Annotated in this window: 12 protein-coding genes; 10 read left to right on the forward strand and 2 right to left on the reverse strand. The window is 39.1% G+C overall.

Annotated elements, in window-relative coordinates; all coding sequences use genetic code 11:
* Nucleotides 1–34: 34 nt before the first annotated feature.
* Nucleotides 35–484: a large conductance mechanosensitive channel protein MscL gene (gene mscL, locus AC6R0T_RS00835; protein WP_206902654.1), complete on the reverse strand. Its 450-nt coding sequence runs from the start codon at nucleotides 482–484 to the stop codon at nucleotides 35–37.
* Between the two features lie 514 nt (nucleotides 485–998).
* On the opposite strand from mscL, the gene yfmF reads away from it, so the two are divergent.
* The 7 genes from yfmF (at nucleotide 999) to recA (ending at nucleotide 8,755) form a co-directional block, all read left to right on the forward strand.
* A complete protein-coding gene (gene yfmF, locus AC6R0T_RS00840) occupies nucleotides 999–2,261 on the forward strand; it encodes an EF-P 5-aminopentanol modification-associated protein YfmF (protein WP_303753611.1) in 1,263 nt (420 codons plus the stop codon).
* Nucleotides 2,258–3,556, forward strand: a complete 1,299-nt coding sequence (yfmH, locus tag AC6R0T_RS00845; protein ID WP_303753646.1) for an EF-P 5-aminopentanol modification-associated protein YfmH — start codon at nucleotides 2,258–2,260, stop codon at nucleotides 3,554–3,556. The genes yfmF and yfmH overlap by 4 nt, the downstream gene beginning before the upstream one ends.
* A gap of 2 nt (nucleotides 3,557–3,558) precedes the next feature.
* Complete coding sequence (gene ymfI, locus AC6R0T_RS00850; protein ID WP_206902652.1) at nucleotides 3,559–4,284, forward strand: elongation factor P 5-aminopentanone reductase; 726 nt, start codon at nucleotides 3,559–3,561, stop codon at nucleotides 4,282–4,284.
* Between the two features lie 20 nt (nucleotides 4,285–4,304).
* Nucleotides 4,305–5,213 carry a helix-turn-helix domain-containing protein gene (locus AC6R0T_RS00855; RefSeq protein ID WP_303753610.1) on the forward strand — a complete coding sequence of 303 codons (909 nt, stop codon included), beginning with the start codon at nucleotides 4,305–4,307 and terminating at the stop codon, nucleotides 5,211–5,213.
* Between the two features lie 32 nt (nucleotides 5,214–5,245).
* Nucleotides 5,246–5,824, forward strand: a complete 579-nt coding sequence (pgsA, locus tag AC6R0T_RS00860) for a CDP-diacylglycerol--glycerol-3-phosphate 3-phosphatidyltransferase (RefSeq protein WP_206902650.1) — start codon at nucleotides 5,246–5,248, stop codon at nucleotides 5,822–5,824.
* Between the two features lie 436 nt (nucleotides 5,825–6,260).
* Complete coding sequence (locus AC6R0T_RS00865) at nucleotides 6,261–7,496, forward strand: competence/damage-inducible protein A (protein ID WP_303753609.1); 1,236 nt, start codon at nucleotides 6,261–6,263, stop codon at nucleotides 7,494–7,496.
* 218 nt (nucleotides 7,497–7,714) lie between these two features.
* Entirely contained in the window at nucleotides 7,715–8,755 is a 1,041-nt protein-coding gene (gene recA, locus AC6R0T_RS00870) for a recombinase RecA (protein ID WP_206902671.1), read from the forward strand.
* A gap of 51 nt (nucleotides 8,756–8,806) precedes the next feature.
* On the opposite strand, the gene AC6R0T_RS00875 is transcribed toward recA, so the two are convergent.
* Nucleotides 8,807–10,414, reverse strand: a complete 1,608-nt coding sequence (locus AC6R0T_RS00875; protein ID WP_303753608.1) for a C39 family peptidase — start codon at nucleotides 10,412–10,414, stop codon at nucleotides 8,807–8,809.
* Between the two features lie 374 nt (nucleotides 10,415–10,788).
* On the opposite strand from AC6R0T_RS00875, the gene AC6R0T_RS00880 reads away from it, so the two are divergent.
* Genes AC6R0T_RS00880 through AC6R0T_RS00890 form a run of 3 tightly spaced genes read left to right on the forward strand, consistent with a single transcriptional unit; the run spans nucleotide 10,789 to nucleotide 14,161 of the window.
* Complete coding sequence (locus AC6R0T_RS00880) at nucleotides 10,789–11,733, forward strand: ABC transporter permease (RefSeq protein ID WP_206902647.1); 945 nt, start codon at nucleotides 10,789–10,791, stop codon at nucleotides 11,731–11,733.
* A gap of 13 nt (nucleotides 11,734–11,746) precedes the next feature.
* On the forward strand, nucleotides 11,747–12,673 hold the full coding sequence (locus AC6R0T_RS00885) for a carbohydrate ABC transporter permease (RefSeq protein ID WP_206902646.1): 927 nt from the start codon (nucleotides 11,747–11,749) through the stop codon (nucleotides 12,671–12,673).
* 18 nt (nucleotides 12,674–12,691) lie between these two features.
* Nucleotides 12,692–14,161 carry an ABC transporter substrate-binding protein gene (locus AC6R0T_RS00890; protein WP_206902645.1) on the forward strand — a complete coding sequence of 490 codons (1,470 nt, stop codon included), beginning with the start codon at nucleotides 12,692–12,694 and terminating at the stop codon, nucleotides 14,159–14,161.
* Nucleotides 14,162–14,220: the final 59 nt, after the last annotated feature.

Genomic DNA, 14,220 nt, shown 5'->3' on the forward strand with positions numbered 1-14,220 from the left:
CAAAAGTCAATTGACGTTTATCCCAGAGTCTTTTTTAGTATTCTGAATTATTCAAATCTTCCCGTGCTTTTTTTGTGGCAGGTCCACTTTGTGCTTCCAACAAATCGCGAATATCTTTTAAGTAGTCTTCAGCTGTAATTTCTGGTTCTTCTTCGACTTCTTCTTTTTTGCGTAAATCTTTCGCGCGGTTGGCGAATTTTACGATGATGAATAGTACAAAACCAGTGATGATAAAGGTGATAATAGCACTTACGACATTGCCAAATTCAAATTTGACACCGTTAATTTTAACGTCCAAAACGTTCATGGCGGAATCTAAATCGCCTTTTTTAGTGAACAATGACACGATAAGTCCAATTAAAGGTGTGATCAAACCTTCCACCACTTGATTGACGATGCTCGTAAAAGCACCCCCGATAACAACCCCAACGGCTAGGTCTAAGACGCTACCCCGCATTAAAAACTCTTTAAATTCTTTAATCATTTTTTTTGCTCCTTTCTTTTATTTCCCGCATTGAAAATGAAAGTGAAAAACCTTCAGCTATCATGAAAAATCTGCATTAAAATGCGGATTGCTAAAAACAGTATAACGAAGATTTTTAAATATTTGAAATAATATGAAACAAAATCGCAAACAGGCGTAAAATCAATCTTTACTACAGGGCTATGCTATAATTAAAGTGATGTTGTTTTAAAATGAAAACGAGTGGCAAGTACACATAACGACAGGATTTAGCTTTAAAAATAAGAATTTTATCGCGCCTTTTCTTTATAGCCAAAAAGGGCGCGAAATTCTTCATAAGAAATTGTAATTTCACCAGCTTTTCTAAAGGCAATTTACAAAGCTTTTCTGATAAAGCGGCGGTAAGATTCAAACTCTACTAGGAGCGCTAAGAGTGCCCAAATTTTTGCATAAAACGCATATGAAGTGCAATAAAATTTATTGTAGCGACAACTTTTCTTTGAGAAGTTGAAATTATTTGATGAGGAGCATGTATATGTCAGTTGAATTAGGCCGTGGTATCAACCTTGAAGTAATACCCACCAAGAAATATAAGACAACGCGGATTTTAATCCGTTTTTCGGCCCGCCACAGTGAAAAAACGGCGGCGGCCCGCACGTTATTAACGAGTTTATTAGAAACAAATAGTTTGAATTACCCCACTCAAAATGAGTTAAGTACCCGTTTAGCAGAACTTTACGGGGCAGGCTTTGGCGTTAGTGTTGCTAAAAAAGGCAATATCCACCAAGTCAACGTTGGGATGTCCATCGTCAATGGAAGCTATGTAGGTGAAGAAGATTTATTTGCACAAGCTGTCGCCTTTTTGCAAGAGATTTTATTTGCCCCTAATGTAAAAGACGGGGCCTTTGATGAAAAGACCTTTACGACTGAAAAAGAAAATTTAATCGCCTATTTAAAGAGCATGAAAGAAGATAAGCAGACTTTTGCCTCTTTACGCCTACAGGAATTATTTTTCCAAAATTCTGCCGATCAAAAGGTGCCAAGTTTTGGTACTGTGGCGACAACAGAAGGTTTAACGGCCGAAGAATTGGTAGCTGTCTATCAAAAAATGATGACAGAAGATCACATTGATATTTTTGTTATTGGCGACGTTGAAGCCAAGCCGGTTAGTGAAATTTTGGCGCAATTACCTTTTGAAAAAGGTGAGCGGGTGAAACCAGAAATATTCTTTGCGCAAAATCACAGCAATATTATTAATGAACAAGTGGAATACGACCAAGTGGTACAGGCTAAATTAAATTTAGCCTATCAAATGGATACCTATTACGGCGATGCCGACCGTTTTGCTTTACTTGTTTTCAATGGCCTATTTGGCGGTTTTCCTCATTCCAAGCTCTTTATGAATGTAAGGGAAAAAGAAAGTTTGGCCTATTATGCCTCTTCTTCTTTTGATTCTTTTCGCGGCATGTTAAAAGTGCAGACAGGTATCGACCAAGAAAAAAGAGAAGCTGTGTTGCGTTTGATTAACGAGCAGTTGGAGAGCTTAAGAAAAGGGGAAGTTTCTACCGAAGAGTTGGCACAAACCAAAGCGATGTTAAAAAATCAGTTTTTATTGTCTTTAGATAATCCCCAAGCCTTGATTGAAAATGCGTATTTAGACTTGTGGCTACCACAGACGAAAACATCTGAGGAAGATTTTCTTAAAGGTGTTGACGCAGTAACAATCGACGCAGTGAAGAAAATGGCGTTATCGGTAGAATTAAAAGCCATTTACTGCTTGGAAAGGAGCGCCTCATAATGAAAAAAGTGTACGAAAAGGTAAACGAAACCTTATACAGCGAAATTTTACCCAATGGCTTAACGGTCTACTTACTGCCAAAACCCGGGTTTCATAAAACTTATGGGTTATTTACAACCGATTATGGCTCCATTGACAATCGCTTTATTCCACTAGGGGAAAAAGAATTTATTACTGTGCCAGATGGCATTGCGCACTTTTTGGAACATAAAATGTTTGAAAAAGAAACAGGAGATGTTTTTCAAGATTTTGGCAAACAAGGCGCATCGGCCAATGCCTTTACCAGCTTTACGAAAACCAGTTACTTGTTTTCAGCAACGGATAATATCGATTTAAACGTGACGACTTTACTGGATTTTGTGCAAGCCCCATATTTCACAGCTGAAAGTGTGAATAAGGAAAAGGGAATTATCGGTCAAGAAATTCAAATGTATCAAGATGATCCGAATTGGCGGCAATTTTTTGGCATTATAAACAACTTATATCCAGAGCATCCCTTACACATTGATATTGCCGGAACGGTGGAAAGTATTGCTGAAATTACAGCTGAAGATTTATACACCTGCTACAACACTTTTTACCATCCTAGCAACATGAAATTATTTGTGGTGGGCAACATTGATCCAGATAATATGATGACGCTGATTAAAGAAAATCAAGCGGGCAAAAAATTTTCAACTCCACAACCGATAAAACGCGAATTTCCCGCCGAAACGCTAACAGACATTAAAAAAGTCGATCGCTTAGAAATGCCTGTGGCGCGAGCTAAAGGCATTTTGGGAATTAAAATGTTGACGGCTGATCTTCCGACAGACAACAAGGATTTATTACGTTTCAAAACAGCCGCTAGCTTGTTGTGGCAGCTGCTTTTAGGTACCACTTCTAAAAATTATTTGCGCCTGTATGATGAAGGGGTTATTGATGATACGTTTGGTTATGAGTTTAATTTGGATCGCACCTTTTGCTTTGCTGATTTTGGCGGCGACAGTGACAAGCCGGCTGAACTTACCAAAGCCGTAAAAGAAATCTTACTCCATTACGGCGAGGATGAAGAAATTAACGAAGCCAACTTATCTTTATTGAAAAAACGGATGCTAGGGAAATTCTTCCAGTCTTTGAATTCCTTAGAATATATTGCCAATCAATTCAACCAAAATTTATTTGGTGAATTGACGTTGTTTGATTTGCCCCAAATTATTCAGTCGATAACCTTAGAAGATATTTATACCTGTGGCCAGCGGTTAATAAATGCAGACGCTATGAGTGAATTTTTCATGTATCCTAAGGGGGAGTAAGCATGAAAAGTGCACTTGTAATGGGGGCTAGCGGCGATATTGGTGAAGCGATTTGTCGCGCTTTAGCCAAAGACGGCTGGTCGTTATATTGTCACTATCATCGCAATGAAGAAAAAGTATTAAAATTTGTTAGCGAGTTAAAGGAAACCTATCCCCAGCAAGATTTTTTTATGGTATGCTTAGATATGCTAGAAACCCCCGATATTCCGTCATTTTTGGCGGGTTTGTTTCAAGTGGATGGCATTGTTTTTGCCGCCGGTTTTACCAAATATGGTCTGCTTGGTGAACATACACAACAAGACATGCGGCGTCTGTGGCAGCTGCATTTGGAGACACCGCTGCTGATTTTGCAGGGCTTGGAGGAAAAATTGCGGCGTTCTAGCCAAGCAAGAATTGTTTTTGTCGGCTCTGTTTATGGTTTAAATGGTAGCAGCCTAGAAACTGTTTACAGTGCGGTTAAAGGCGGGCAGCAAAGTTTTGTCAACGCCTATGCAAAAGAAGTGGCCGCTAATGGCTGTACGGTTAATTGCATTGCACCAGGAGCTGTTGCTACGAAGATGAATGAAGATTTCACAGCAACTGAATTAAAACAATTAATAGAAGAAATCCCGCTAGGAAGACTAGCATACGCTAAGGAAATCGCGGCAGCTGTAGCCTTTTTATTTCAACAAGATGCGCAATATATTACCGGTGCGACAATTCCTGTGACAGGAGGCTGGCTGCATTAAAGACTGGAGAGAATGTGTAAGTGGCAAATGAAGCAACAACGATCGGCACAAGATTACGGCAAGCCCGTTTAAATAAAAATATTTCACTGGATGAATTACAACAAATTACCAAAATTCAAAAACGCTATTTAGAGGCAATCGAAAGCGGCGAATTCGATCTGTTGCCGGGTTCTTTTTACGTGCGGGCTTTTGTGAAGCAGTATGCCCAGGCAGTCGGAGAAGATGGAGACAAATTAGTCGCCGTATTAGCAGGCAAAGAAACGCTAACGCCGCCACCGCCAAAACGACCGCAGCCAGAAACCATCCAAGGCTCTAGAAAATCGTTGCACGTAGAAGAAAAAACCGGCAACCCGGTTATGCGGTTGTTACCGGTCATTTTCTTTGGGTTGGTTGCGTTGGTTATCGTCGTGATTGTATTTTACATGACGTGGCAAGATCGCAATAATCAAACGCCAATGATTGCGGACAATTCTTCAGTGGTAGTGGATCAAGCAACAACTACCACGAGTAAAGTAGCTGAATCTTCCACCAAAGAATCGACAGCAAAACCAGCAGAATCCACGAAAGAATCTGAGAAAAAAGAAAAAGAAATGGCGGTAAAACTAGATAGCAATACGCAAACAGAAGCTGTTTTCAGTTTGAGTGATGCCAAAGGTCCAATTAAATTAGATTTTGTTGGCAATGCCAATGGTCCTTGTTGGATTGGGGTATTAGTTAATAATGGCTATGTTTACCAATATACATTGCAAGCAGGAGAAACACAGTCAACGACTTTACCTGAAGCTGTGACCAATGTGACCATCGTTTTAGGTGCAAGTGGCAACTTAAGTATCAAAGCCAATGGCAAAGACTTGAATTATACAGATCCTAATATTCCGGCTTTACGGAAAAATGTAACATTGGCAATTAATTATCAAACGGCTGAATAGACGGTTTTAAGTAGAAAAGGAGATTTTTTCAATTGAATTTACCCAATAAGTTGACGGTTATTCGAATCTGTATGATTCCACTTTTTATTTTGATTTTGGTACTGCCTTTTAATTTTGGCACGCTAGTACTCGGAACAACTGAACTACCCATTACCCATTTAGTCGCAGCGATTATTTTTGCTGTCGCAAGTTTTACCGACTGGCTAGACGGTCATATCGCCCGTGCTCGTGGCTTAGTTACAAACTTTGGTAAATTTGCGGATCCACTAGCAGACAAAATGCTCGTTATGACAGCTTTTATCTTGTTGGTTGACTTGAACAAAGCTCCTGGTTGGGTTGTCGCAATTATCGTCTGCCGTGAATTAGCAGTAACAGGATTGCGTTTATTATTAGTCGAAGGCGGCGAAGTGATGGCTGCCGCATGGCCAGGCAAAGTAAAAACAGCTACTCAAATGCTTGCGATTATTTTCCTATTTTTAAACAATATGCCCTTTAACTTAATCGGGCTACCTGTTGATCAAATTTTACTTTATGCCTGCCTGATCTTCACGATTTACTCAGGTGTTGATTATTTTGCTAAAAATACCGCGGTCTTTAAAGGCTCGATGTAAAAATCAAGGCTTTTGGAGCTTGCTCAGCTTTTGAGCGTTAAGATGGGGTTTCAATAAATTGCCTTTCAAATTTCTTGAAATTTCAGCTTAAGGCCGATAAAGCTAGTTTAAAAAGCCAGACATGAAGAAAGGTTTTGTAAACTTGCTCAGCTTTTGAGCATTAAGATGGGGTTTCAATAAATTGCCTTTCAAATTTCTTGAAATTTCAGCTTAAGGCCGATAAAGCTAGTTTGAAAAGCCAGACATGAAGAAAGGCTTTTGCAAACTTGCTGTGAAGCGATTTATTCATGTGGAATTTTTATAGTTAAATAAAACAAGTGGGGATTTTTTTACTTCATAACCCCAGCTGAGAAATGAGGTGCTGTAAAATGAAATTTATTTTGCAGGACCTCATTGTTTTTTTTACAAAATGCGTATATGAAAGTGAGGAGCTAGTATGAAAGCAGAAATCATTGCAGTGGGAACAGAAATTCTATTAGGCCAAGTCGTCAATACGAACGCGACTTTTATCTCAGAAGAATTGGCGGACCTGGGAATTGAGGTCTATTATCATAGCGTGGTGGGGGATAATCCCGCCCGTTTAGAAAACTTGCTGCAGATAGCAGATGAGCGCAGTGATCTTGTGGTGTTATGTGGTGGTTTGGGGCCGACGACTGATGATTTAACAAAAGACGTGGTCGCAAAACACGTTGGTCAAAACTTAGTCGAAGATTACGCTGGTCGCAAAGAATTAGATGCTTTTTTTACGAAAGCCAAACGGGAAATGACACCGAATAATTTAAGACAGGTACTCATTTTTGAAGACGGAATTGCCCTGCCAAATGAAACGGGTCTTGCCATTGGCATTTTTTATCAAAGTGCAACGACAGCCTTTTTACTTTTGCCCGGCCCGCCTTCAGAATTGCGTCCGATGTTTTTACACCACGCTAAACCGCTTTTAGAAGAAAAATTTCCTCAAACAGACCAACTGATTTCGCGGGTATTGCGATTTTACGGCATTGGGGAATCTAAATTGGTGAGCCAGTTAGCTGATTTAATTGAAAAACAAACAAACCCCACGATTGCGCCTTACGCCAAACCTAATGAAGTTACGCTGCGACTGACAGTTAAGGCACCTGATAAAGCAATGGGCATGAAATTATTAGATGAAACAGAAGCTGCAATCAAAAAGGAGGTGGGGGAATACTTTTACGGCTACGGTGAAGAAAATTCATTGGAAGCAGTGGTCGTAAAATTATTGCAGGAAAAAAATTGCAGTATAACAGCAGCGGAAAGTCTAACGGCAGGACAATTCCAAGCAACCCTCGCCAATATCAGCGGCGCTTCGAAAGTTTTTGCTGGTGGTTTTGTAACTTATGCAAAAGAGCAAAAAGAAAAACTCCTTCAAATTGATGCAGCGCTATTGCAAGAGTACGGTGTGGTCAGTGAAGCCTGCGCCAAAGCAATGGCTAAAAATGCCCGAAAAATTATTGGTGCGGACTACGCATTAAGTTTTACTGGTGTGGCAGGACCAGATGAGCTGGAAGGTCAGCCAGCTGGAACAGTTTGGATTGGTTTGGCAAGTGAAACAGAGGTTACGGCCCACTTGTATCACTTCACCCGTGATCGCGCCTATGTACGTCATAGTGCAGTTATGGCGGGCTTAGATTTATTGCGGCGTGCAGTTTTGTAAATAATTTTCCAAAAGCGAACAAAAGATTAATATCTTTTAACATGCGAAAATACGTTCGCTTTTTCTTGCTTTTTTAATTTAGAAAGGCTATTATTAAAGCTGTGATAAGGAGTTGTTTTTCCTTACCAGTTGCACAAGTTTTTATGTTTGGTTACAAGTTTCGCTTCAAAAGATGAAGCTTTTGGTAAATAGATGACAAGATAATGGAGGGAATTCATTTGGCAGACGATCGCAAAGCAGCCTTAGATGCTGCGTTAAAGAAAATTGAAAAAAACTACGGTAAAGGCGCCGTGATGAAATTAGGAGAAAAGGCAGATCAACAAGTTTCCACTATTCCAAGTGGTTCGCTAGCTTTAGATGTAGCCTTAGGTGTTGGCGGTTATCCTCGTGGGCGAATTGTTGAAATTTACGGTCCTGAAAGTTCTGGTAAAACAACCGTTGCGCTACACGCGATTGCGGAAGTGCAAAAAAATGGCGGGACAGCTGCTTTTATCGATGCAGAGCACGCGTTAGATCCATTGTATGCACAAAAATTAGGCGTTAATATTGACGAGTTACTATTGTCACAACCAGATACAGGGGAACAAGGATTGGAAATTGCGGATGCTTTGGTTTCCAGTGGTGCCATTGACATTGTTGTTATCGACTCGGTGGCAGCTTTAGTACCTCGGGCAGAAATTGATGGTGAAATGGGGGATGCCCATGTTGGTTTGCAAGCGCGTTTGATGTCACAAGCATTGCGCAAACTTTCAGGCTCCATTAATAAAACCAAAACAATCGCAGTCTTTATTAACCAAATTCGTGAAAAAGTCGGCATTATGTTTGGTAACCCCGAAACAACACCAGGTGGACGGGCGTTGAAATTCTACGCAACGATTCGTTTAGAAGTTCGCCGTGCAGAACAATTAAAATCTGGGACAGATATTATTGGGAACCGGACGAAAATCAAAGTTGTTAAAAACAAAGTAGCGCCACCTTTTAAAATAGCTGAAGTTGACTTAATGTATGGTCAAGGTATCTCGCAAGAAGGAGAGCTTTTAGATATGGCGGTAGAACAAGATATCGTTGATAAAAGCGGTGCTTGGTATTCTTACAAGGGCGATCGTATCGGCCAAGGTCGTGATAATGCCAAAAACTACATGAAAGAACATCCTGAAATGAAAGCTGAAATCTCAACGCGTGTCAGAGAAGCATATGGCATCGGAGATGGTAGTGAAGTAACTGTTGAAGAAGCACAAGAAGAATTACCTTTAGATTAATTTAAACAGGACAAAATCCCCGCGAAAATTTTTTCGCGGGGATTTTTTGTCTTATCTCACTAAAACAGCAAGCCGGGAAACATTATAGGCTGTTTCAAAAGATTTTCCAGCAATCCAGCCGGGGCCAAAAACAGGATCGACCACGTGATAAAAGCCATCTTTATAACCGTCTAACGTTACGACATGACGATTCCAAATGGCATCGCCCCAAAACATGCGTTTGTGTTCTGCTGGTGCAAAAGCATAGGTAACCCAGGTTACAACAGGATTGCCCTTGGCTATTTCACCTTTTAAAGTTTGAATAGTAGCACCGGAAATATTTGTGAGTTTGCCACCGTTTTGATTGCCCCATTTAACGACAGGACTTGGATTCATTCCTTGGTAAGTTCCGTTGACGTTATGGCGCCATTCACCAGAAAATCCGTTATTGGGATTATTATTTGGTGATAAGGGCATCGATTTAACGAAGGTCATCAAATTTTGATTGGTTGCAATTTTTTTGTAATGGAGGGCTTGTAAAAGTGAAGTGCCTTCACATAACATCGTATTGCCTTGGCTAATAAAAGGCACACCTAACAAAATCGTTTTATTTGGTTTTGGTGCAGCACTAATTGCTGTAGCACCACTATTAATATAGCCCAACCAGGTTCCTTTTTGATTGTAAAGGGAGTAATAAGTAGCGCCGTTAAAATGTTTATAATAGCCCTTGGCTAAAATGGGTTGTTTGGCAATGCTTGTGGCAGAGCTTTTGAATTGCCAATTAAAATTTCGCCAGACCGACCAATTTTTCGTAATTTTAACGTATTTGTTAAAGTTGTGATAATAACCTTGGGCAGCGACTTCTTTTACCCCGCCAGCATTCAAATAGCCAAGCCATTTGTTGTTATTATCATAAAGAGAATAATAAGTGGCGCCATTAAAGTGAGTGTAATAGCCGGTCACTTTAACTACCCGATCACTTAATGTTGCAGCTTTGTATTTTGCTTTTCCAGCAAAATTATTCCAAATAGTCCAAGTCGGTTGGGAAATGGTGACATATTTTTGCATTTTGTGCCAACTACCTTGAATGGGAGTTGTTTTAGTTGCTGCGGCATTTAAATAGCCCACCCATTTGTCTTGATTATTGTATAAAGAATAATAGTTCGCGCCATTTTGATGGGTGTAGATGACTTTTACGTGAAGTAATTTCATATAATAACGGGAACTAACAGCGCGCTGTTGCCAAGAAAAGTTTGACCAGATAGCATAATTTTTATTGGTAATTTGAACGTAAAAATTTGCCCCTTTAGCTTTAACCGGACTAGCGACTGCTGTTTTTTGGCTAGCAGCTTTTACAGGAGTCACTTGTTGTGGGGTACTTTTAATTTTAGCCGCTGTTTTTACTTGGGGCATAACTTGTTCTTTACTGATTGAATTTGGTGTAACTTGATTGGTGGTAGTGGTGGTAGTTTGCTCTGTGGAAATTGCCGCGCTATTTTTACTAGTTGAAACAGACTCAGACAGGGCAGCAGTTTGACTACTATTTTCAGTAGAGGTCGGTATCGTCGTATCTGAACTATCCTGCGTAGCTGCGATTGTTTTTGCTTGTGTTGAAAGGCTGCCAATGCTTAAAGCTGCTAAAAGCGCTAAGCTTGCAAACACTATTTTTGTTTTCTTCATTTTCTTAACTCCAAACGTCACTTTATTTCTCAAACAGCTGTTATTATACACCAGCGCTAAAAATACTGGAAATAATAATTGTTATCTCTTAGCTGTAAGTGCGGTTTAAAAGAATATATCTTTAATAGTAGACAAAGTAAATTTAAGGATAAGTTTTGTTATCTTAAAATAAAAACAGGTCTGCAGTTAAGGTTACTAGCGTATTTTAAATGTGAACAAAATATGAAAAAAGATATACCATTTCTAAAATTTGTTGCATTTTATCTAAAGTTTGTTCCTTACCTCTTTGTTTTGAAAGCGGTATTATTACTACGTCAGGAAGGCCCGTAAGATTAAAAAGGCCGTGATGCAGAAAAATATAAGGAGGTTTAAAGATGAAGAAAAAGAAAAAAGCGAGCTTTTGGCAAAATGTGTGGCGCTATAAAGCTTTGATTTTAATGGCGTTACCAGGATTTGTCTGGTTTATCTTCTTCTTTTATATACCAGTATTTGCTAATGTGGTGGCTTTTAAAGATTTCCACATTTCGCCAAATGGTTTTATTGATAGCTTGATGACGAGTAAGTGGGTAGGCTTTGATAATTTCAAATTCTTATTTGCTTCAAAGGATGCTTGGTTAATTACCCGCAATACAATTGCCTATAATGTCGTTTTCTTAGCCTTTAACTTATTCTTTGCGATTGCTTTTGCAATTATTATGAGTGAATTACGCAACAAAAAATTGGTGAAAGTTTATCATACGATGTCACTTTTACCTTACTTTTTATCTTGGGTTGTAATCGGTTACTTTGTATATGCCTTCTTAAGCCCAGACAAAGGGATCTTCAACTTATGGTTAACCAATAACGGTAAAAATCCGATTAACTGGTATACCGATCCAACTTGGTGGCCATTGATTTTTGTTGTGATGAACGTTTGGAAGAGCCTAGGTTACAACAGTATCATCTATTATGCTTCTGTCATGGGGATTGACCCAACATATTATGAAGCGGCAATGGTAGACGGTGCTTCAAAATGGCAACAAATTAAAAACGTCACGATTCCGCAAATCGTACCAATGATGATGGTCTTATTGATTTTAAACATCGGGGGGATTTTTAGAGCCGACTTTGGGATGTTCTACAACTTGCCACGTAATAATGGGGCCTTGTATCAAGTGACGTCTGTTTTAGATACGTATATTTATAACGGCTTAACGGCAACTGGTGATATCGGGATGTCTTCTGCTGCTAGTTTATACCAATCTGTTGTTGGGGCGATTTTATTATTAGGAACAAACTTCGTGGTTCGTCGGATCGAACCAGATTCAGCATTATTCTAAGGAGGAGCGACACATGCGTAAAAAAGAAAAAGTCTCAAAAGTGGAAATTCGTTCCTTTAGTCCCACTGTTAACATTATCTTCAATATCGTCATTGCATTATTTGCGATTTCGTGTGTACTACCATTTATCTTTGTGGTGATGATTTCTTTGACAGAGGAACATTCATTAGCGGAGTTGGGTTATCGTTTTTGGCCTAAAGAATTTTCAACGGCTGCTTATTCTTATATTTTTGCCGGTAAAATGAGTGGAAAAATCTTCCGTGCTTTTGGCGTAACGATTTTTGTAACGGTGTTAGGAACTGTGGTGAATGCGACGATGACATCGCTTTATGCGTATGTAATTTCTCGTTCTAACTTCCCATTCCGTCGCTTCTTTACTCTTTTTGCCTTAGTTACAATGTTATTTACCCCAGGGATGGTAGCAACTTATTTAATCGTCAGCAATATGCTTTATTTGAAAGATACAATTTGGGCGTTGATTTTGCCAATGGCATTGGGGCCGTTTAATATTTTAGTGATGCGAACCTTCTTTATTAAAACAGTACCAGATAGTATTATTGAGTCGGCTCGGATTGACGGTGCTACAGAACTACGGATTTTTACGAAAATTGTTTTACCTTTAGCAGTACCAGGGATTGCCACGATCAGTTTGTTTGCCGCATTAGGTTATTGGAACGACTGGTTTAATGCATTGCTTTATATTCAAAATGACAACTTGGTACCATTGCAATATTTATTGATGAAAATCCAAAGCAACTTGGATTTTCTAGCCAAAAATGCTGGGATGGGTGCGCAAATCCAAGGTGGACTTGCTGCGTTACCGTCTGAATCAGCCCGCATGGCAATCGTTGTGGTTTCAACATTACCGATCGCATTGACCTATCCGTTTTTCCAAAAATATTTTGTCGGCGGATTGACAATCGGCGGAGTGAAAGAATAAAAGAGTGGAGGAGAAGTAATGAAAACGTGGAAAAAAGTGCTAGGTGTTAGTGCATTGGCATTAATGACAGCAGGGTTAGCAGCTTGTGGCAACCAAAAAGAAGCTTCAAAAGACTCAGAAGCAAGCGGCGACTCAAAAACATTATTAATGTATCAAGTAGGGGACAAACCTGAAAATTACGATGAATTAATGAAAATCGCCAACAAACGCATTAAAGAAAAAATTGGTGTAACCATTGATTTACAATATATCGGTTGGGGTGACTGGGATAAGAAAATGCCAACCATCATCAACTCTGGTGAAAGCTATGATATTGCCTTTGCTTACCAATATGTGGCAAACGCACAAAAAGGTGCTTTTGCTGACTTGACTGAATTATCACAAAAATATGCCAAAGATTACATGGATCAACTGCCTGAAATGTACAAAAAGGGAAATGAAGTTGATGGTAAATTATACGCTATCCCAGTTTACGGGAATGCTTGGGCACAACAAGTATTAACTTTCAACGATCAATACGTGAAAAAATACAACTTGGATATTTCAAAAGTTGACGGTTCTTATCAATCAGCGACCGAAGTTTTAAAACAATTCCATGAAAAAGAACCAAATATTGCTGCTTTTGCAATTGGTCAAAGTTTTAATGCTTCTTCTAATCTAGACTTCCCATTAGGAAAAGATTATCCTTTTGCAGTTCGTTTAGATACAGATGGCGCACCAAAAATCATCAACCAATACGAAGATAAAGAATTCCAAAACAACTTAAAAACATTGCATGAATGGTACAAAGAAGGTTTGATTCCAACGGATGCTGCAACCAACACAACTGGTTTCCCATTAGAAGGAAACACTTGGTTCATGCGTGAAGAAACACAAGGACCAATGGATTACGGCGATACAATTTTACGTAATGCAGCCCAACAAGATTTAACTTCTCGTCCGTTAACAAGCCAATTGAAAACAACTAGCCAAGCACAAATGGCAAACTTTGTTGTTTCAAATACTTCAAAAAACAAAGAAAAAGCTGTTGAATTCTTGAACTTGTTAAACACGGATCCTGAATTATTAAATGGTTTAGTTTATGGTGTTGAAGGCAAAGCTTGGGAAAAAGTTGGCGACGATAAATTGAAATTACTAGATGGTTACAAACCAAATGAACACATGGCGGCTTGGAACACTGGTAACAACATGATCTTATACACTCAAGATACAATTACTGACGATCAAATCAAACAAAGAGATGAAAGCATTGAAAAAGCACAAACTTCTCCAATTTTAGGTTTCAATGCCAAAACAGATAATTTCAAAACACAATTATCTAGCATCATGAATGTAATGAATCGTTACAAAGCCAACTTAAATACTGGTTCAATCGATCCTGAAAAAACAGTTCCAGAATTAGTTTCAGAACTTAAAAAAGCTGGTTGGGACGATGCCCAAAAAGATATGCAAAAACAATTGGATCAATTTGTCAAAGATAATAAATAATTAATTGAAACGTATTCTCCTTTAGAAATCGTCAGTGGTGGTAATTATTTGCTACCACT

Source organism: Enterococcus sp. S86.2 (genome assembly GCF_059834485.2).